Annotated in this window: 18 protein-coding genes and 1 riboswitch; of the genes, 8 read left to right on the plus strand and 10 right to left on the minus strand. The window is 59.5% G+C overall.

What is annotated here, in order from left to right; translation table 11 throughout:
- Positions 1–239 precede the first annotated feature (239 nt).
- The 4 genes from xylF (at position 240) to metE (ending at position 6,266) form a co-directional block, all read left to right on the plus strand.
- Positions 240–1,280: a D-xylose ABC transporter substrate-binding protein gene (gene xylF / locus BTE54_RS17620; protein ID WP_065657077.1), complete on the plus strand. Its 1,041-nt coding sequence runs from the start codon at positions 240–242 to the stop codon at positions 1,278–1,280.
- 149 nt (positions 1,281–1,429) lie between these two features.
- The gene (locus BTE54_RS17625) at positions 1,430–2,743 is read left to right on the plus strand and encodes a sugar ABC transporter permease (RefSeq protein WP_078053353.1); all 1,314 of its coding nucleotides are present in this window, start codon (positions 1,430–1,432) and stop codon (positions 2,741–2,743) included.
- An 18-nt stretch (positions 2,744–2,761) separates the two neighbouring features.
- Entirely contained in the window at positions 2,762–3,544 is a 783-nt protein-coding gene (locus BTE54_RS17630; RefSeq protein ID WP_078053354.1) for an ATP-binding cassette domain-containing protein, read from the plus strand.
- 61 nt (positions 3,545–3,605) lie between these two features.
- Positions 3,606–3,818: riboswitch (cobalamin riboswitch) on the plus strand.
- Positions 3,819–3,917: 99 nt separating this feature from the next.
- The gene (gene metE, locus BTE54_RS17635) at positions 3,918–6,266 is read left to right on the plus strand and encodes a 5-methyltetrahydropteroyltriglutamate--homocysteine S-methyltransferase (RefSeq protein ID WP_078053514.1); all 2,349 of its coding nucleotides are present in this window, start codon (positions 3,918–3,920) and stop codon (positions 6,264–6,266) included.
- A 191-nt stretch (positions 6,267–6,457) separates the two neighbouring features.
- Here the strand turns inward: metE and BTE54_RS17640 are convergent, their stop codons facing one another.
- The 7 genes from BTE54_RS17640 to BTE54_RS17670 form a co-directional block, all read right to left on the minus strand.
- Positions 6,458–6,691, minus strand: a complete 234-nt coding sequence (locus tag BTE54_RS17640) for a hypothetical protein (protein WP_065657079.1) — start codon at positions 6,689–6,691, stop codon at positions 6,458–6,460.
- Positions 6,692–6,785: 94 nt separating this feature from the next.
- Positions 6,786–7,223, minus strand: coding sequence for a helix-turn-helix transcriptional regulator (locus BTE54_RS17645; RefSeq protein WP_003520859.1), 438 nt, complete (start codon positions 7,221–7,223; stop codon positions 6,786–6,788).
- 123 nt (positions 7,224–7,346) lie between these two features.
- The gene (locus tag BTE54_RS17650) at positions 7,347–8,492 is read right to left on the minus strand and encodes a hypothetical protein (RefSeq protein ID WP_078053356.1); all 1,146 of its coding nucleotides are present in this window, start codon (positions 8,490–8,492) and stop codon (positions 7,347–7,349) included.
- Complete coding sequence (locus BTE54_RS17655) at positions 8,489–9,202, minus strand: TfuA-like protein (RefSeq protein WP_078053357.1); 714 nt, start codon at positions 9,200–9,202, stop codon at positions 8,489–8,491. Before BTE54_RS17655 ends, BTE54_RS17650 begins: the two co-directional genes overlap by 4 nt.
- Positions 9,199–10,416 (minus strand): YcaO-like family protein, encoded by a 1,218-nt coding sequence (locus BTE54_RS17660; RefSeq protein ID WP_245316636.1) that lies wholly within the window; start codon positions 10,414–10,416, stop codon positions 9,199–9,201. Before BTE54_RS17660 ends, BTE54_RS17655 begins: the two co-directional genes overlap by 4 nt.
- Positions 10,417–10,432: 16 nt before the next feature.
- Positions 10,433–10,861 (minus strand): hypothetical protein, encoded by a 429-nt coding sequence (locus BTE54_RS17665; protein ID WP_003520863.1) that lies wholly within the window; start codon positions 10,859–10,861, stop codon positions 10,433–10,435.
- A gap of 8 nt (positions 10,862–10,869) precedes the next feature.
- Complete coding sequence (locus tag BTE54_RS17670) at positions 10,870–12,822, minus strand: BTAD domain-containing putative transcriptional regulator (protein WP_059753647.1); 1,953 nt, start codon at positions 12,820–12,822, stop codon at positions 10,870–10,872.
- Between the two features lie 172 nt (positions 12,823–12,994).
- Here BTE54_RS17670 and BTE54_RS17675 point away from each other — a divergent pair, with 172 nt between their 5' ends.
- The 3 genes from BTE54_RS17675 (at position 12,995) to BTE54_RS17685 (ending at position 15,299) form a co-directional block, all read left to right on the plus strand.
- On the plus strand, positions 12,995–13,486 hold the full coding sequence (locus BTE54_RS17675) for a hypothetical protein (protein ID WP_065657082.1): 492 nt from the start codon (positions 12,995–12,997) through the stop codon (positions 13,484–13,486).
- Between the two features lie 161 nt (positions 13,487–13,647).
- Positions 13,648–13,956, plus strand: coding sequence for a hypothetical protein (locus BTE54_RS17680; protein WP_158006758.1), 309 nt, complete (start codon positions 13,648–13,650; stop codon positions 13,954–13,956).
- Between the two features lie 428 nt (positions 13,957–14,384).
- Positions 14,385–15,299 carry a TIM barrel protein gene (locus BTE54_RS17685; protein ID WP_198939181.1) on the plus strand — a complete coding sequence of 305 codons (915 nt, stop codon included), beginning with the start codon at positions 14,385–14,387 and terminating at the stop codon, positions 15,297–15,299.
- 79 nt (positions 15,300–15,378) lie between these two features.
- On the opposite strand, the gene BTE54_RS17690 is transcribed toward BTE54_RS17685, so the two are convergent.
- Positions 15,379–16,776, minus strand: a complete 1,398-nt coding sequence (locus BTE54_RS17690; RefSeq protein ID WP_078053358.1) for a family 16 glycosylhydrolase — start codon at positions 16,774–16,776, stop codon at positions 15,379–15,381.
- Between the two features lie 277 nt (positions 16,777–17,053).
- Here BTE54_RS17690 and greA point away from each other — a divergent pair, with 277 nt between their 5' ends.
- Positions 17,054–17,536: a transcription elongation factor GreA gene (greA, locus tag BTE54_RS17695; RefSeq protein WP_078053359.1), complete on the plus strand. Its 483-nt coding sequence runs from the start codon at positions 17,054–17,056 to the stop codon at positions 17,534–17,536.
- Between the two features lie 9 nt (positions 17,537–17,545).
- Here greA and BTE54_RS25125 read toward each other — a convergent pair whose 3' ends face one another.
- Both BTE54_RS25125 and BTE54_RS17705 read right to left on the minus strand, forming a co-directional pair.
- Entirely contained in the window at positions 17,546–18,964 is a 1,419-nt protein-coding gene (locus tag BTE54_RS25125; protein WP_198939182.1) for an O-antigen ligase family protein, read from the minus strand.
- 130 nt (positions 18,965–19,094) lie between these two features.
- Positions 19,095–20,432, minus strand: a complete 1,338-nt coding sequence (locus BTE54_RS17705; protein WP_198939183.1) for an SGNH/GDSL hydrolase family protein — start codon at positions 20,430–20,432, stop codon at positions 19,095–19,097.
- Positions 20,433–20,477: the final 45 nt, after the last annotated feature.

The raw sequence follows: 20,477 nt of genomic DNA on the forward strand, positions 1-20,477 counted from the left end.
TGGGGCATGCTCCCTGAACGGCCTTTTTCCTGTCGTGCTGATCCACTCTGATGGCGCATGCCAGAGCGAAGATCAAGGCACCCGGATGCTGCCCGCAGCCGTTGTTGACAGCATGGGGAATCTCTGACATTAATTTTCTCGACTGTCGAGAAAATTGTGAAACCACAGAGACCGGCAGCTTTTTCCGGGCGTTTTTCCTGCATGGAGGTGTGGGGCTTCGCCCTTACCGGGAGGACATCATGAATTCTTTTGCCAAGCTTTTGGCGGGTACAGCCGTACTCGTTTCCCTGCATACTGCCGCTATTGCGGCCGATCTCGTCGTCGGCGTTTCCTGGTCGAATTTCCAGGAAGAACGCTGGAAAACGGATGAGGCAGCCATCAAGGCGGCGCTCGATAAGGCCGGCGCGAAATACATTTCCGCCGACGCGCAATCATCCGCCGCAAAGCAGTTGACCGACGTGGAATCGCTGATCTCGCAGGGCGCCAATGCGCTGATCATTCTGGCGCAGGACAGCGACGCGATTGGCCCGGCCGTTGAAAAGGCCGTTGCCGAGGGCATTCCGGTCGTGGGTTACGACCGCCTGATCGAAAACCAGAACGCCTTCTACATCACCTTCGATAACAAGGAAGTCGGCCGTCTGCAGGCTGCCGAAGTCTTCAAGGTGAAGCCGGAAGGCAATTACGTCTTCATCAAGGGCTCTTCTTCCGACCCGAATGCGGACTTCCTGTTCGCCGGTCAGCAGGAAGTGCTGAAGGCGGCCATTGACGGCGGCAAGATCAAAAATGTCGGCGAAGCCTATACCGATGGCTGGAAGCCGGAAAATGCCCAGAAGAACATGGAACAGTTCCTGACCAAGAATAACAACAAGGTCGATGCGGTCGTCGCCTCGAATGACGGCACGGCCGGCGGCGCAATCGCCGCTCTCGCCGCGCAGGGCATGGCAGGTTCGGTTCCCGTTTCCGGTCAGGATGCCGATTTCGCCGCGCTGAACCGCGTCGCGCTCGGGACGCAGACGGTGTCGGTCTGGAAGGACAGCCGTGAACTTGGCAAGGAAGCGGCTGGCATTGCGCTGGAACTGGCCGGCGGCAAGAAGATGACCGAGATCAAGGGTGTCTCCACCTTTGAAGGCGGTCCGAAAAAAGTGAAGATGCAGTCGGTCTTCCTCAAGCCTATCGCCATCACGAAGGACAATCTGAACGTCGTCATCGACGCTGGCTGGATCAAGAAGGAAACGGCCTGCCAGGGCGTGAAGGCTAAAACGGTCAAAGCCTGCGATTGATCGAATAGGTCCCGGTTCGGGCGCTGCGCCATGGTTCATGGCGCGGCGCCTTTAGAGCATTTCTAGGAAAAGTAGGCCCCGGTTTTCCGTCCGGAAATGCGCCAGAAAAAAGCGAAAACGCTCTAAGATGTGAGGAGCACCGGCAGTTCATGGCCGATATGACCCAGTCCAATACTACAGCGTCGCAAAAGACGGAAAAAACAGGCTCGATAACGCGCTTCATCAACGCCACCGAGCTGGATACCAGACTGCTCGGCATGGTCGGTGCGCTTCTTCTGATCTGGATCGGATTTCATATCCTGTCCGGCGGGCTGTTCCTGACGCCGCGAAACCTCTGGAACCTCTCCGTGCAGACCGCGTCCGTGGCCGTCATGGCGACCGGCATGGTGCTCGTCATCGTCACCCGCAATATCGACCTGTCGGTCGGGTCGATCCTCGGTTTTTCCGGCATGATCATGGGTGTCATGCAGGCGGAAATCCTGCCGCAGATCCTCGGCTTCGAACATTGGGCCACGTGGATCGTCACGCTTATGGTCGGCATTCTCGTCGGCGGCGCCATCGGCATGTTGCAGGGCTCCATCATCGCCTTCCTCAACGTGCCGTCCTTCATCGTCACGCTGGGCGGCCTGCTCGTTTGGCGCGGCGGTACCTGGTTCATCACCAGCGGCCGCACCGTGGCGCCGATGGATTCCACCTTCCGCCTGATGGGCGGCGGCACCAGCGGTTCGATCGGCGCGACATGGAGCTGGATCGCCGCTGTCATCGCCTGCGTCGCCATCATTGCGGCCATCCTGAACTCCCGCCATCAGCGCCGCCGTTTCGGCTTTCCGTTGCGGCCCGTCTGGGCGGAATATTTTCTGGCCGCGCTGGGCTGCCTTGTCGTCATCGGTTTCGTGGCGGTGGTCAACAGCTATCCATGGCCGGTCAACATCGCCCGCAACTATGCCGATGCCAATGGCATCGCCTGGCCTGAAGGCGGTCTGTTCATTTCGCATGGCATCGCCATTCCGGTGCTGATGGCGCTCGCCGTCGGTGCGGTCATGACTTTCATCGCCACACGGCTGCGTTTCGGCCGTTATGTCTTCGCCATCGGCGGCAATCCGGAAGCGGCCGAACTCGCCGGCATCAAGACCCGCTGGGTGACGGTGAAGATCTTCACGCTGATGGGCGTTCTGTGCGCCATCGCGGCGGCGATTTCGACCGCCCGCCTCAACGCGGCCACCAATGCCCAGGGCGAACTGGATGAGCTTTACACCATCGCGGCGGCCGTCATCGGCGGCACCTCGCTTGCCGGCGGTGTCGGAACCATAGCGGGTGCGATGCTCGGCGCGCTCGTCATGCAGTCGCTGCAATCCGGCATGGTGCTAGTGGGCATCGATACGCCCTTCCAGCGCATCGTCGTCGGTGTGGTCCTGGTCGTCGCCGTCTGGCTCGACACCATCTACCGCGCCCGCGCCAAGTAAGAACCGAGGAGAACTCCTATGACGGACCAAGTCACGCCCCTCGTGGAAATGCGCAATATTTCCATTTCCTTTGGCGGTATCCATGCGGTGGAAAACGCCTCTGTCGATCTTTTCCCCGGTGAGGTGGTCGCCCTTCTCGGCCACAACGGCGCGGGTAAATCGACCCTTATCAAAATCCTCTCCGGCGCTTACCGGCGCGATGGCGGCGATATTCTCATCAATGGCGAGGATGCCGATATCCGCAATCCACGCGATGCCAAGAAATATGGCATCGAAACCATCTACCAGACACTGGCCGTGGCCGATAACGTCGATGCGGCCGCCAATCTTTATCTCGGCCGCGAGCTGAAGACGAAATGGGGCACGCTTGACGATGTCGCCATGGAGGCTTCCGCCCGCGAAGTCATGGGGCGTCTCAACCCCAATTTCCGGCGGTTCAAGGAGCCGGTGAAGGCGTTGTCCGGCGGCCAGCGGCAATCCGTCGCCATCGCCCGCGCCATTCTGTTCGATGCCCGCATCCTCATCATGGACGAGCCGACCGCCGCACTCGGCCCGCAGGAAACGGCTCAGGTGGGGGATCTCGTCAAGGAGCTGAAACGGCAGGGCATCGGCATCTTCCTCATCAGCCACGATATTCACGATGTCTTCGATCTGGCCGACCGGGTCTTCGTGATGAAGAACGGCAAGGTAGTGGGCCATGCCCGCACGCAGGATGTCACCAAGGACGAGGTGCTTGGCATGATCATTCTGGGCAAGGTGCCGCCCGGTGCGGTGCCGGGGCCGGGTGCGGTGGCGCTCTAAACTTGGTGAAATAAAGATATAAAGATTTCTTTATGTCTATTGACATCGTGGCGCCCGTGGTGAGAAATGCGGGTGTCATGGTTCTCCGGGCTTGTTTGTTCGATCCCGGAGCTAAGAGGGAATCCGGTGCGCCGACGATCGGCAAGACCGGAGCTGCCCCCGCAACTGTAAGCGGCGAGCCTTTGTCCAACACGTCACTGGGGTAAACCCCGGGAAGACGGACAAAGGCGACGACCCGTAAGCCAGGAGACCTGCCAGGACAAAATAACGTCCACGGGCGGGGTGTCCCGGTGGTTGCTGCAATGGTCCGGCACAGGCAGGGCCTGCACGCGTCCGCTTTACCCATGCCCCCACAACCAAATGGGGTATGAAAATGCCAGACAAGACCATTCCAGTCGCATCGCTCGGTTTTCCGAGGATCGGACGCCATCGTGAACTGAAGTTCGCGCTTGAAGGCTTCTGGTCCGGCAAGATTTCCGAGACGGAACTGCTCGAAACCGCAGCCAGGCTGCGCGCCGAAAACTGGGCGCTTCAGCGTGGGAAGGGGATTACCCATATCCCGTCCAACGATTTTTCCCTTTACGATCATGTCCTAGATACAGCCGTGATGGTGGGCGCCATTCCATCCCTCTATGGATGGGCGGGTGGAGATGTTTCCCTCTCCACCTATTTCGCCATGGCGCGCGGCAGCCAGAGCGAAGGGCATGCAGGCTGCGGCCATGGGCATGAAGGACATTCGCATCATGGTCAGGGCGTTCCGGCACTGGAAATGACCAAATGGTTCGACACCAACTATCACTACATGGTGCCGGAGGTTTCAGAGGATCAGCACTTCGTGCTCACCTCGCAAAAGCCGGTCGACCACTTCCTTGAGGCGAAAGCGCTCGGTATCCATACGCGTCCGGTCATTCTCGGCCCGGTCACGTTCCTGAAACTCGCCAAGGCGCGCGAGGCAGCCTTCAAGCCGCTCGATCTGCTGGCGAGGCTGCTGCCCGTCTATGAAGAGCTGCTGCGTCGCCTGCGCGTGGCCGGTGCGGACTGGGTCCAGATCGACGAGCCGGTCGCCGTGCTTGATCTTTCCGAGGGGGAGCGTCACGCGCTGGCCGTGGCCTATCAGGCTTTGTCGAAGGCCGCGCCGGATCTGAAAGTCCTGCTCGCCACCTATTTCGGTGGGCTTGAGGACAATCTCGAAGCCGTCGCGTCGCTTCCGGTCGCGGGCCTTCATATCGATCTGGTGCGAGCACCCGATGCGCTGGAGGCGGCGTTAAAAGCGTTGCCGGAAAATCGCGTCCTGTCGCTGGGTGTCATAGACGGCCGCAACATCTGGCGCGCTGATCTCGCTGCAATCATTACCCGATTGGAACCCGCCATCGCGGCACGCGGTGCGGCGGCGTTTCAGATCGCGCCCTCCTGCTCGCTGCTGCATGTCCCGGTCGATCTCGAACTGGAAACCGGCCTCGATGCCGATCTCAAAAGCTGGCTTTCCTTCGCCACCCAGAAGCTCGGCGAACTTGCCACGCTCGGCAAGGCTCTCGGTGAGGGCAAGGTTGCTGTCGCGACGGAACTGGCGGCTGCCTCCAAGGCCGTTGCCGCGCGCGCATCCTCACCGAAGGTAACGGACGCCGCCGTGCAGAAGCGTATTGCGACGATTGGCGAGGCCGACAGGAAGCGGGCGAGCCGGTTTGCCGAGCGGCAGAAAGTGCAGTCGCAGGCCATCGCGCTGCCGCTTTTCCCGACGACGACCATCGGCTCCTTCCCGCAGACGCCGGAGGTGCGCAAGGCCAGATCGGCACATTCCAAGGGCGCGCTGACTGATGCGCAATATGAAAAATTCCTGGAGAAGGAAACCGAAGCGACCATTCGTTGGCAGGAGGAAATCGGTCTCGACGTTCTTGTGCATGGCGAGTTCGAGCGCAATGACATGGTGCAATATTTTGGCGAACAGCTTTCCGGCTTCGCTTTCACCCAGCATGCATGGGTGCAGAGTTACGGTTCGCGTTATGTGCGCCCGCCCATCATTTTCGGCGATGTGTCGCGTCCGAAAGCGATGACGGTTCGCTGGTGGGAATATTCGCAGTCGCTCACCGACAAACCCGTCAAGGGCATGCTGACCGGGCCGGTGACGATCCTCAACTGGTCCTTCGTGCGCGACGATATCGCCAGAAGCCTTACATGCCGCCAGATCGCGCTTGCCATCCGCGATGAGGTCAATGATCTCGAAGCAGCCGGCGCGCAGATGATCCAGATCGATGAGGCGGCTCTTCGTGAAGGACTGCCGCTTCGGCACCGGGACTGGCAGGATTATCTCGGCTGGGCGGTGGAATGCTTCCGCATTTGCTCCAGCGGCGTGCGCGACCGCACTCAGGTTCACACGCATATGTGCTATTCCGAATTCAACCAGATTATCGATGCCATTGCTGCCATGGACGCCGATGTGATCTCCATCGAGACCTCGCGTTCGAAGATGGAATTGCTGGATGCGTTTCGGACCTACAAATACCCGAACCAGATCGGTCCCGGCGTTTATGACATCCACTCGCCGCGCGTGCCGGCGGTTGGAGAAATGGTCGATCTTCTGGCGCTGGCGCGAGAGCAGCTTGACGACCGGCAGCTCTGGATCAATCCGGATTGCGGCTTGAAGACCCGTAAATGGGAAGAAGTGAGGCCCGCTCTGGTCAACATGGTCGCCGCCGCTGCCGAGCTTCGACGCGCGGTGCTTTGATATGAATGGAGGCCCGGCGAGAACCGGGCCTCCATCATGGCTTACGCCTGAAAAATTTGGGGGAGGGCATATGAATGCCTCTCCGGGAGGATGGAGCCAGCCGGACAGGCAGAGAGACCGTTTTCGGGCTGCGACTGGAGATCGGTATGGAAACGCTCAATCCCGGCCAATCTAGGCCGTTGCGAAAGCGCTCAATGCAGATCGGCCTGAGCGAAGGCGCCGACATTCAGCTCTGCGCTTACCGGCGGCAGACCCTGCTGATTGATGTCCTGGGCCAGCGACAACAATGCCATCTCAAGGAAATAGGTCGACATGCCCAGTTCCAGAGATTTCGAGCGCTGGCAAAGATAGGAAACCATCCGCCCGAGCGCCAGAATCTCGTCTGCATTGTCCTGTTCAAGTATATCTGTGGTAGACGCCGCCATGATTCCCTCTCGACAGTCGACAGTATGAAAACGCGATGATGTTGCGTTGTTCATTTTCGACCACATCGAGCGTCACGCGAGCGTCACACCTGCGTCAATCGTCGTTTTTGTCCGCCGGCGCGGCGGCATTTTCCGCCGCTTCAGTGGCGGCGAGCGATGTAACGAGAGCGACGATGCTTCTGCGCACAGCGGCGCTCTTGATGCGCGAAAAGGCCTGGTTGAGCGAGAAGCCTTCATTCGAGGCCACGAAGGTCTGCATGGCATTGATCGTGCCAAGGGCCGGATTGGCGGGGTCGCCATCGGGCGTGGCATTGGCGAACAGGGAGCTGACCTCAACGCCGAGAATCGACGCAATGGCCTGCAGACGGGACGCGCCGACACGATTGGCACCCTTTTCATACTTCTGGACCTGCTGGAAGGTGATGCCCAATCGCCCGGCCAGTGCACTCTGGCTCATGCCGAGCGACTTGCGGCGCATTCTGATTTGTGCGCCGACATGGACGTCGATCGGGCTGGGTAGTTTGGCGTGCATTACAAATTCCTCCGGTTGAGGTTCCTAAATCCGATGATCAATTAATATCGTTGAAGGTATACATTCAACACAATTTCCACGGGTATTATGACGCTTTATTGACGAGATTGCACGATTTTTCGTTCATAATCGCGTGTCCGGCCCGCGATTTATTATTTTTGTTGCACAACGCAACGCGCCGTTGCGGCTGGAAAGATGGTTCCATCCGGCCACGCCGATGGTCTGAAAGCCCATTCTGTCCCAAATTTCTCGGTTCATTGCATCGAATTCCTCCAGCGACTCGGTATCGCCGAAATGCGGAACCCAGACGAATGGCCGTTTCTGACCGGAACGTATGACATTTTCAAGAAGGACATTGTTGTAAAGTCTGGGCAGGCATTTGTTGGTGTCGATGGCCGGCGAAAGCGGGATGGGATTTCGTTCTATCGCAAAGCCCTGTCGCGCGAGCCAAAGTGCCGAGGCGTCCAGTTTTCGTTTCAGCTCGGTTGCGGCGCGGGCATTGCATCCGCCATGCGCGACAGGGTCGGCAACGAGCAATAGCGGCCGGCCGCCGCTTCTCAGACCGGTGACTGAAACGAACTGGTCAACGTGGAAGCCGCATTGGTGCATTTTTTTGCCGGCAATCTCCGCTCCGCAAGTTTGCATCGCGGAAAAATCGGAAGAGACCGGGACTTTGCCGAGATCTTCCGGCCGATATCCGAAACTGAAGATGTTTCTGCCGTCGAGAGCCTGAATTTTTCGCCACCGCTGCGAAGGGATGGCCGCATTCCTTCCTATCCCCCTGTCATCCTGCAGGCTGGCATGGCCCACCAGCCGAAAATCCGGGCCGACAAGCTGGTTGCCGCCTGCCAAGGCGACATCCGCATGCGTGGTTGCCGCTCCCAGATATTCGGCCAGGCTGACGCCGATGGCCTTCTCCGCCACCAGGACGAATTCTGTCGCGGGATCAACCGCACGCACATGGAAGATGTCCTGTATCCAAGGATGCGAAACGCTGTCATTTCCGGCAAGGGGTATCAGCTCGGTGCCGCAGGAGGCTGGCAGGCTGCCGAGCCAGTCTCGCGCTGACGCGAGACTGGCTTGATCGGTCACGATAAAAGCGGTGATATCTGCGGGCAGGGCCGAGAGCAGGTTTCCGATTGGAATGAGCGGTGAAACAGTGTCAGTGGCCCTGTTTTCCGCAAAAAAAGCGGCGGGTAGTGCGAGCGCAATCGTGCGGATCAGCCCGCCGCAATCGGGCATCAGAGGCAGGGGCTGGATGGCGCTCAAGACCTTTTGTCCCCTGCCGCCTGCCTTGCTGCCAATTGCTGGAAAAACATCGTATTCTGAAGCTTCCATGATGGCGGCGGTGGGGATGGCAACGTTTCTCCCGTGAGCGTTGCCAGAAGCCTTGCCGCATCGTTTCTTTTGATGGAAACCGCATTGGCCGCGAGCAGATTTGCCGTCTCGGAGCCGAGGCCCGCTTCCGCGGCGACGGCGCGCCATGTCCTGCGGGTAAAATGCAGATTGTTGGCAGCGCGGGTGAGCGCGTCATATTCCTCTGGAGCGACCGTATCGCGGCAGGCGGCAAGCGTCGCCTCGGCATCGACCAGCGCGACTGTCAGCGGGCGGTAATCGAGGGCGCCGGGTGCATGGCTCACCGCCACATCGGCATCGGAAAAACGCCGCCCGTCGCGATAGACCTCGAAAATCTCGCCGATGCCGATCATGCCGAAGGGGGCGCATTCCGCCGCCCTGAGCGCCCCCATGCTGGCGGCGCCGAAAACGGTAACGCCGCTCGCCAGTGCAAACAGGATTTCCTTGTGCCAGACGGCGGCGCAATCGCCGTAAAGCCCGTCGATCAGCCCGATTGTCCCCACACCTTGCCGAACCGCATCGAAAATATCGCCGCAGGCGGCCGGACCGCGAAGATCGAGACCGGATATATGCTCGACTGCGATGCCGTGGATGGACGGGCCTGCAAAAACCACCGGCTTCATCCGAGGCCTCCGACGGTCAGCAGGTGATCGAGGGTGCGCTGCGAGATGTGTTGCAGGCCGCCGCCGGCCGGAGCAAGGCCGCTTGCCAGAACCCGCACCACATGCAGGCCGGATACCTCCGTTTCCAGCGGAAAGACATAGATATCCTCGATGCCGGCGGCGAACAGGTGCGTCGCAAGCTGGTGCCATGGCGGCGAAGGCGCGTCATATATAAAATCGAGATTGGCCGGCACCCTTTCCATCGGCTGCACGCCGGAGGCCGAAGTCCCGGCCGCAACCATATCCCGCTGGTAGCGGAGAGGGGAAAGATCGTCCCTCGCGCCGCTGATATCGGTCAATCGCGACTGGATCGCCTCCAGCAAGGCTGCAATCGCAGCGCCATGGATATCAGGCCGGCAGGCGGCCCCGGCGGCGCTGCGGGTGGCTGGCCCGTCCTGCGCCTGAAGCGACCGGGGCAGGCTTGCCATCGCCACCGGCACGCCAAGCCCATTCGTCATGTCGAAGAAGGACGGCGGCAGGCCGATATCCGACAGGTGCTGAACAAGAACTTCGAAGGAAGGATCGACGCCCGCCGGAATGAGGACCGGTCGCGGTGCGATGGTGCGCGTCTCGAAAGTGTCGACGAGAAAGCAGGCATCGTTTTCAATGAGTTCGAGCAGGGCATGGAGGACCGCATGGTCATGGTCGAACCCCGCCGCGAGCCCTTGGGAACTCATGCGGAAGGCCTGCCGGTCCCATGGAAAATCCACCCGGAAATCCATGCCGACAAGTTCGTAAGGCGCAAAAACCTCCCCCTGCCGGCGAATGGATGTGCCCTTCACCCAGGCACGTTCTTTTCGCGGATCGAGCGCGTCGCAATCGACCCTGCCGACGGTTTCGAAGGGAATGAGAGGAGTTCCCTTATCCCGCATCTCCTGAACGGAGCTGAAGGCGGCGATATGTTTGCGGGTTTCTTCCGCGACCGCGCCTTCGATCGCCTCCATGATCGCCGATAGCCGGGCCTGTTCCGCGACAAGCCCCTTGCCCTGCGAGACGGACAGCCCGCGCGAATTGGGCCGGGCCGCGAACCAGACGGGAATGCCGATAATATCGAGGCCGGTCACGTCGCCGACACGGGTAATCCCGAACCGCCGAAGCAGTCCGGGATCGAAGAACGAAGCGTCGACATGCCTTGAAGCCGCTGTCGCTGATATGGGAGCATCGGCGCCGGTCAAGGCTGCGCGACCGCGATCAGGGCGCCGTGTTGCTGTCGTCGGCAAGGATGGCGTCGAACAGCTCGCCGGTGACGGAGCCGGCCGGGCCGACAGCCTTCAGGGCCGCTTCGATCGGCGCCTGTACCATGCGGTTGAAATCCCAGCCGGCGTCGTTCACTTCGCCGATGAAGGCGAAATCGGCTTCGGAAACCACTGCGCCGCCGGAGACGAGGGCTTCGATGCCCTGGATCTGAACCTGGTCCAGTTCCGCTTCCGGCTGGCCGTTCTGGCGAACGAGCATGGACTTTGCGGCGGCTGCCACGCGGGCATAACCATCCACGCCGGGATGGCTGGCTTCATAGGCGGCAATCGTCTCATGCGACACGGACGCGACCCTGAGCGGCGCCGTGCGAATGAAGAGAACGCCGAAACCCTTTTTTCCGACAATGAAGAAATGCGAGGACATAGTATCTCCTATTTAATCCCAGCTAATCGAAGTGCGTGATAGAATTTTTCATTCGCTATCGGGTCCCGGTCTGGAGACAGGCTGCTGATCTCCCTCGCCGTCATACCCGGATAGTTTTCCTGAAGCCTGTTGCCGGATTCCCGGGCGGAGGCCAGATCGCCATGCAGCGCGTGGCTTGCGGTGAGGACGCGCAGCGCAGGCTCGTCATTTTCCATCCGCCCGCACAGTTCCACCGCCGTGCCGTAGTCCTCGCGCTTGAAAGCGATGCTGGCGCCAGCCCACCAGTAGATGTCGGGCGCCAGCGGATTGAGGTCGATGGCCTGCTGGAACTTCTCCCAGGCGATTTCCGCATCGCCGAAATGAGCGAGCGCATCGGCATGCTGGAGCAGGAGGTCGGCCGAATTCGGCGCCAGCGCCTCCGCCTCAAAGAATTTTTCGGCGGAGATGTCGAAGTCCCGCTGGTAGAGCGCCACCACCGCGCACATCCAGTGGCCCACCCCGAGAGCGGGGTCGATCTCGACGGAAGAATCGGCCTCCGCCTTGGCGCGGTGCAGGAGATGGGGGTCATTGCCGCCCAGCATCAGCCATTCCAGTTGCAGGCTCTGTGCCACGCGGGCGCGGGCAACCGCCATGCTGTGGTCGAGATCGACGGCCTTGCGGAACATCGAACGGGCTCTTCTGAGAAGCGGCAGATCGCATTTGCCGCGCAGAAGCTGCTGACCTTCCAGCAATTGCCGGTAGGCCTCGCCGCTATGGTTGCGGTCGGGCTCCACTTGAAGCCGCTCGATTTCGCGGGCAAGCGCCGCCGCCACCTGTTTGGAGAGCAGCCGGAAGGCGGCGTGGATATGTCGTTCGGTCAGGACCGCTTCCAGTGACCAGACGATTTCACCGCTTGCATCCTCGATCAGTGCAACCGACATGCGGGTTTCGTCGAACACGGTCGAAATGATGCGGTAATCCGCCCGCAGCATGGCGTAGCCGTCATCGGCCCGGTCATGCGCCAGCGCAAAGGTGCTGTGCGGCGAAAGGACGGTGAAGGTGCGGTATCGGACAAGGCTGTTGGCGACATCCTCGACGAAGGCGTGCATGACCGGCGAGACCGGCTGCCCGTCGACCCGTGCCGGGCGGACGAATGCGACACGCGGTTTTGCCATTGATTTGCGGCGACTGCCTTCTTCCGGCTCGGCGGGGGCCGTTATCGTGGCGGCCAGACTTTGTATTCTCCGCCTTAGCGCCACGGTTTCCGCTTCCGGCGAACGACCCTCCTGACGAAGCTGCTCCATCAGAAGCTGGTACATGCCCTCGCAGGCGCTGATATTTCCGATCCGCGCATAGGCCGCCATGGCGGCGCGGTAGGTTTCTTCGCGCTCCGGTTCGATCTTGCAGGCGCATTCGGCAAGTCTGGCGATGTCGTTCGAGCTGGCGCGGCCGAAGCGGGTCAATTCCTCCAGAAGCTGGGTGTAGCTCGAAAAGAACAGGTCCCTGAGACGGCGGCGCTCCGAAAGCAGCCAGAGATAAAGATGGTCCTGCCCGGCCTCCAGCCCCTCCAGCAACTCGCCGCCGAATTCGAGCAGCGCATTGAGCCGCCGCATGGGGTCTTCCGCCCTTGCGCCGGCAAGGAAGATGGCAAGGTCGGTGCGCTGCGCCAGCTTGCCGGCCTTCAGGTCGTTTCCTTCGGTCAGAAGGATGGCATCGTCCTCATTGGGCAGTTTCTGCAGGCGGAGAATGAGCTGCCGCAAATTGCCGAGAGCCCTTTTCTGCTCGACATTTTCCCACAAAAGCGATGCGGCATGCTGGCGGGAAAGGGACTGGTTCGGCGCAAGGATGAGGGCGGCGGTGAGGGCGAAGCCCTTGGACGGGAAAAATGCCTCCCGCACCGCATCACAGCGCGGGGTGCCAAAAAGCCGGATCGGTATCAGTTCAGCGTTCCCAGCCACTTTCGTCCCCTCATGAATCATCATCTAACAACGTGTCCGGGAAATTGAAAGTCATCATAGCGTTCCATTTGACGCTGGTGTGACGCGGCCTGCCTATTGTCGCAGACAGAAGCATGAATGACGGGTGGAAAACAGCGGACATGCGACGGGCAGGCATCGGGAATTTTCGACAGTGATAGCGTTTAACGGAAGCTACATGGCCTTCGAGCCGCGTATCGAGCCTTACCAGCGTGCCGACGATGTCGGATATGCGGTCAGTGAATTCATGTGGTTCAAGGGCCGTCCGTTCTATCCGGTCTCGGCGCTGGTCCATGCGAAGGTCGCGCATGCCAGGCTGTCGGCGGAAAAGGGCGACGAAGAGGACGAGGATAATCTCGATATTCTCTTTCGGATGCCGTTGGTGGCGGGCGGGCACTTTTTCGAGATCGTGCTGCGTTCGAATGAGGGGACGTCCTACGGCGGCTGGGTGTGGGGAGAAGAACTGGAAATCCTGAATGAATTCGTCAACGGCTATCGCGTTCTGGCGGGCAAGTTCGACGACAGGCTCATCCGGTTCGAATATTCCAGGCGGTTTCAGCGTTACCGGACGATCGAGCCGCTGCCGGTGGAAAAATCCGTCTTCCTGATCCAGCGGGAGGCAAAACCCTATGCGGGCAGGCGTGGTCTGCCGGGAGTCCCGGTGGCCTGACCGCGGGGGCGCTCTTTGGGTCAACGGGCGGAAGGCATGGATGCGCGTATTGCGGCATGTCCGGTAAAGCACGGCTTTATCGGAAGTCACCCGGGAATATTTTTATTTTTATTGTGTGGAACATTATGATGCCCAATAGAGGTCAAGTGCGTAACGGGGGGATGTCATCGCAGCTTGTGGCGGTGAATTGCGTTTCCGACGACGATACGCTTTCCGATGCGGAGAGCGTTGAGGACGAGCCGCGCCCGCTTCTGCGCAGCGACAGGCTCTATGTTGTCAGCGAGCCCGTTTTCCAGACATTGCCCGCATCCGCCGTCGGCGATGATCGAGCCGTAAAAGAAGCGTCGGGCGGGGCCGAAATCCGAAACAGGGTTGTCGATGCCGATATCAGGGCCGCAAAATGGGCCTGGGCGATATTGGCCATCGCGCATTGCTGGCTGATTTATTTCATGGTGCACAATCTCGGTTAGCACCTCCCGCCGGAAGACATCCGGTGTCGACGTTCTGGCGCACAGGCCTATCGCCGCAATTTGCGGCCATTTCGCCGTTTGAGCGGACCCAAGCGTCCGCAACCTGACCTTCTGACAGCCTCCCGCGCACTTCTTCACGATGCCGCCGCCTGTCCGGCCGCGAACGCCCGCTCTCCCTGCTGTTTGCCTGCGGAAATGTCATAAAGCTGTAAATGAAGAAACTTAATTGAGTGATCGGTTTCAACGGAAACAGATCACCCTGTCCCGGTCGCTTTTTTATCAACACGGCGGCGGCCTCGGACTTTTTTTACGACATCGCATCGCCCGGGATAAACAACGTCAATATCGACCGCCCGGACCTGTTTGAAGTGGCGTCGCATGTGCGGCGTCTGAACTCCCATGACCTTTCTAGCCCTGGAGATGACGAAGTGAGCAATCTTATAGGTACCGGCTTCAACGCCGGCTCGGATGATGGCGAACTGGCCACCCTCGAAAACGATCTGCGCGCGCTTGCCGAAATTGGCTGCGATACCGTGGAAATCGCCGCAACAAGCCTCGACATGATCGCCGGCGGCCGGATCATCGAAGAGCGCGCCGACCGTTTTGTGTCGCTCGCGAAGCAGTTCGACTTCCGCTACACCGTGCACGGTCTCGTCTCTTCGAATTTCATGGATCCGGTGACATGCCGTTACCAGATCGATGCGGCCAAGGCGCTTGCCGTTCTATGCGACCGTATCGGCGCGGGCATTCTCGTCCAGCATAGCGGCGCGCTGCGTGCCGACCAGATCGCCGAACGGGCCGATGCAGACAGCCGCGAGCGGGAAGCGCTTTTCGAACTGGCGGAATTTTGCCGGCCCTATGGCGTGCGCATCGCGCTTGAGAATATCTTCTCCACCGAACCCGGCCAATATCGGCAGACGCCGGCCGAAGTGGCAGCGACCGTGAGGGCTGTCGGTCACGACAATCTTGTTGCGCTGATCGACTTCAGCCATGCCTATCTCGAATCCACCTATCGTGGCCTCGATTTCCGCGATGAGCTTCGCGCCATGGCGCCGGTTGCCGGCCATCTGCATGTGCACGATTCCTTCGGCCGCCCGCAGGGCTTCTATCAGCCCTATTTCCCGCAGGAAAACACAGCACTCGGCATCGGCGATCTGCACATGCCGCTCGGCTGGGGCGATATCGACTGGCAGGACATCTTCTCGGAACTTTCCTTCCTGCCCGATACCGTACTGATGATGGAAATCGGCCGCCGTTATCGCGCCGAGCAGCCGGCAAGCCTGGAAACGGCGCGGCACCTGATCTCGCTAAATAGCGCCCGGACCCAGCTCGCGGCCGAGTGATGGGCCTGAACGAGGCGTAAGCCGACAGGCTGATGTTTGAAACACCGGCAGTCCCGATGCGACTGCCGGTGTTTTTAATTCATGCGGCCCAGTCGGAGAGTGAATAGGCCCTGATATAATCGATCATCATCTGCGAGCCGTCGCTGAAATCCGCGTCCGATGGCGTTCCCGCAGTACCGCCGACGGCAAGGTTGACGACCATATACATGGGGTCATGCATATCATCGGGCGTATCCGTCTGCGCCACGGCGACATCGTCGAAATACCAGGTTATGTGCTCGGCATCCCACAACAGGCCGTAAGTGTGGAACCCTTCGGTGCTCGGCACGCTGACATTGTTGATGACTGAGGTCTGTTCACCGGTGGCGTTGGAATGAGCGGACATGATGAGCGTATTGGGGTTCTGACCGCGCATTTCGATGACATCGAGTTCAGGCGGCCACGAGCCGTCTTCGGGCAGGAGCCAGAAGGCAGGCCAGGCGCCCCGGTCGGTCGGCATATCGGCGCGGATTTCGAAATAGCCATAGGTCTGGCTGAAGGAGGAATAGGTGTTCAGCATCCCCGAGGTGTAATCATAACCTTCGACCTCGTCGGCAATCGACTGTGGGGTCTCCTCGGCGGTAATGGTCAAGACGCCGTTTTCGACGCTGAATGGGTTGACCTCCGACGTGCCGGCATAGGCCGGGTTGATGTACCATTGCGCCTCGCCATTCGTCGTCAGCGAGCTTCCCTTTTCCGGCGCCCACCAATATTTGGCGTCCCAGGTGCCCTGATCGCCGCTGCGCAGCGACAGCGTATCGAATTCATCGGCAAAGGTCTGAGTAAGTGACGATCGGTCGAGGCTGAGTTCGAACTGGTCGGCCTGAAGGTCGTCTATGGTCGTTCCAGCAAGAACGATGGCCTCGCCATTCGAAAAATTGAGCCACAGGTCGCTGCCTTGCTGCGTCGCGCTGCCGACAAGCTGATCGAAAGATGTGATGCCGTAGCCATTGAGCCGGATCGTGTCATTGGCGCTGAAATCCGTGATGAGATCGGTGCCGTTGCCGCTCGTGAAAACAAAGGTGTCGGCTCCGCCGCCGCCGATCAGCACGTCGTTGCCGGCCCCGCCATCGATCGTCTGGCTGCCCGACCCGCCGGTGATGATATTGTCGAGCGAATTGCCGAAGGCATAACGCCCGTCACCCGTTACCCGCAAATTCTCGAAATTGTCGGGCAGGGTGTAACTCATCCAGGTATCGATGGTGTCGATACCTTCCCCGGCATTTTCGGCGGCGCGATTGATGCTGGAATAGAGATAATAAATATCGTCGCCCGTGCCGCCCGCCATGGTCACGTTGACGGAACTGTCGCCCCACATGGAATCATTGCCTGCGGTGCCGGTGAGCAGCGGGCCGGAACCCGTGGCGGAGAAAAATCCCGTGGAACTGCCGCTGTAATGGAGTGTATCTCCAAGCGCATTCACTACTGTCCGGGCCATGAACCGTCTCCTGTCCGTTAGCGTTGGTGTCTCCTCACTCCTCCTGCTGCACACCCTAACAGGGCAAAAAGCCTCCTGTTAGGCCGAAATATGAGGGGTATGTTCCGTTGCGGTTGCATTCAGCTGTTGAACGGGCGCGTTGTCATGACCCGCTTCCGCCTGTTACATATTCCTTTTTGAACCGGCGCAGCACGGTCTTGCGGTGCTCATGCGGGCGATGGCAGGATTGGGCGGATCGCAGATGTCCGCGGGGCATATCGGGAATGGAGTGTCAGGATTGAGCGTAGCCTTTACCAAGGAAGACAGTGCGGAAACCGCAGCCGAAACCGTTCTGCCGGATCGGGTAATCTCGTCTCATCCCAATCTGGTAACGCAGTCCGGGCTGAAGGCGCTGGAAGAGCAGTTGCGGGCGGCGCGCGAAGCCTGCGAGGCGGCCAATGCCATTGAAGACATCAATGAAAGACGACGCATTTCCGCCAACCCGCTGCGCGATCTGCGATATTTCTCCGAGCGGGTCCGCACCGCGCAGTTGATGCCTGATCCGCCAGCGGATGGCGTCGTCGCTTTCGGCAGCCTGGTGACATTCAGCCGCGATGACGGGCGAACGCAACGGTTCCGGATCGTCGGCGAGGATGAGGCCGATCCCGCTGCGGGAACGATGTCCTATGTTTCCCCGGTTGCAAGGGTGCTGATGGGAAAAGCGGCCGGCGATCTCGTCAGTTTGGGCGGGAGGGAGATCGAGATCCTCGACGTCGCCTGAAACGTTCGGTCAGAACATAGGTGTACTTAGACCAGGCCTGTTGCCGATGAGATTTGCCTCTTCCCGGTTGCGGGCATTGTCTGCCGTTCCGAGCATCCGCATCATCGTGTTTTTTAGGAAAAGCCTGAAGTCCAGATCAATGGCGGCATAGGCAAGCGCAAGTCCCACATGGGCCATGAAGACGGGGTTGAAATTCAGCTCTTCAAATTGATAGCCGATAATGACGCCGATTGCCGAATAGGCGAAAAAGCCGATTTTCCGTTTCCGGAAAATTACATAAAAGAGCGCGAAGGCGCTCATGATGCAAAATCCCAATCCGGAAGCATAGGCGGTGGCCATAAAACCATTATGTGGCGTGCCGATCCTCGATATCTGCGCAAGTTCTTCATATCGCGCGGTAAATCCTATGCCCAAAGGATGTTGGAACATGACCTGAAAGCCGCCGGTGATCGTCTCCCACCGCTCATGCAAGTTGTTGCTGCTATTGCTGTCTTCCAGAAAACGTTTCGAAAAGGCCTGTTCCGCAAAGTCGAAAGCGCCGAGCGGCAACACGGCGGCGATGACGAGGGCACACAAGGCAAAACCGAAATAGGTGCTGAGCAGCATTTTGACCGAAAAATTCCGGACGTAGAAATAGAGTCCGATGGCAAGGACGGCAAACACCCCCGAGCGGTTAAGCGTAAGGGTAAAGCTGGCAAGATATACGAGCAGAAACACGGCAAACAGCGCCGGGCGCTTGTGGCGTTCGGCGACATAGGCCGCTGCTGATCCGGCCAGCGCGAAGGCCGGTCCAGCCGTGTTGCCAACGGGCCAGATGCCGCCTGCCTTTTCGACGCGCAAAAGCAGCGGCGTTATCTCACCTTTTGCCGCAAGCTCCAGCACGCCCGCCTCATCGAACATGAAGGACAATCCGAGGGAGGCGAGCTGGTCATGGATGACGATGTCCAGGAAAAGCAGGATCGTCACCGCTATGAAGCCCGCAAATACGCCCCAGCAGAACAGTTCGAGCAGGTTTTCCTTGAACAGCATATAGGCAAAGAACAGAAAATAGACCGCATAAAAATAGGTCATCGCCGTCGTGTAAAACTCGCCATCGCCGCGCGCATCGGCAAAGAGCGTCGTGAGAACAAACAGCACCGTCAGCGGGAGAAGATAAAACAGGATAATCGACGGCGTCAGGCAGCGAATGTAAAGCAGAGCGATGACGGGCAGCGTCATCAGCACCAGCATGTCGGTTATGTTGAGGAAACGCAGGCCAATATTGCTGGTCGCCACATTGCATTGAATGAAGAAACCAATAGCGAAAACGAATGTCGTCAGAAAGATGCCGGGAATATTGATTGTCTTTGAAGGATAAAGCGGCATTGCCAAAACAAAACCCGGTATAGCGGGCTGGCGCGATGCCGCATGATTTGCTGGTCTTTTCATCCGCGGTCTCAATCTTTTGTAAGCGGATTTCGACTGTCCACAGGACAGCGCTACCGCGTGGCAATCAATATAATATGGCGACCATTAGTGGGCTCGATGACGTCGCCGCGCAAGCTATTTTATCGTTTCTTCATGAGATCAGATTGCCTTTCGGCAAATCCCCTTCGACCGCGATGATCCGCTGAATGTGAACTGGTTCATTCGAGGTGGGCGCGCTGGTGCCGAATGCCGGCAGGATTCGCAGATAGAAACTATACCCCGCCGGGTTGATGTCGGGGTCTATGGCGATGCCGTTGGCGATCGCCCACATCCAGCCGCTATTACCGGAGGTGTTGGCGCCTCCGAATTGCAGGGCGGCGCAAACAATGGTTCGCACTGCGCCGCCGCTTTTCGCAACCAGCGTGATGTAGGGGAGGCGTTGCCTCTCGTTGTTTTTATAAAGCACGGCGAAGGAAATGGTCTTACCGATCATCGCGGTGGCCTCCGCGTTGCGGAAGTAGCGTGTGAGTCCGGCCGTCTGGCTGCCATTGGCATAGAGTGCTAGGCCGCTTGCGAAGGACGGGGAGAAGGTGATGTCGGTAGCTTTGGTGGCGGAACCTGGCGAGGTCATGCCCCAACCTGTCGGAACGGAACCAGTCCAATCGGTGAAATCGCCATTGCCGATGAGATTGGCAGCAGGCAGCTTTGGCCAGCAAGGTGTCTGGAAGTTGTTATCGCGTGCCGATCCCAGATAGGAATCGAACAGGGTACGGGCGATCAGCCGGGAGCCCGCCTCGTTCGGGTGAATATTGTCCCGATAAAGGGCGGCGTCCTTGCCCTTCGCCAGAAATGCGGCATGCGTATCCACCAGCGTGAGGTTCGGATGGGCTCGGGCCAGGTCGAGGATTGCCTGATAGACCCTGTCGTAACCCGTTCCATCCCGCCACGGGTTCTGCGTGGTGATGAGTTGTGGAGCGTTTGGCCACTGCCATTCAGTCATTCCCTGCGGTCCGAGCAGGGTGGATCGTCCGGAACTCAAAATGCCGCCGGACGCTTCGAAGGTCTGCATATTGTGGCCCTGATGCATGATGCAGAGATCGGGACGGGGAATCTTCAGCGCTGCTGCGCGCTGTTCCGCAAGCATGTAACCCGCCATGCCGCCGGGCAGCGTCGCAAGATAGAGCGTCAGCGTCGCCTCCTTGCCGGCGCGCAGCGTGACTGGGGCTGCATAGGTTTTTGGCCCGGTGGCGGCGCTCGTCTCCCATTCCGCCCAACGGTATAAAACAACAGTCGTATCGTGCAGATCGCCAAGCATCATCGCAAATTGTTGAAATGGTCCGGCTTCGGCATGGGCGGTGCTGTCGCCGTTCACGAAGATCGTGGCATTCTGGCCGGCCGCCAGACGGGCCCGCAAGGGCGAGAACGCGGTCAGGGAAAAACCGATGTCACCCATGTTTCCGGGACGTATGCCGAGCGTTAAGCCGATCATGCCACCACCTCTTCCGTTCGCGCCGTATATATGCATATGTTGTGT

This window comes from Agrobacterium sp. YIC 4121 (assembly GCF_002008205.1).
Classification (GTDB): Bacteria; Pseudomonadota; Alphaproteobacteria; order Rhizobiales; family Rhizobiaceae; genus Agrobacterium; species Agrobacterium leguminum.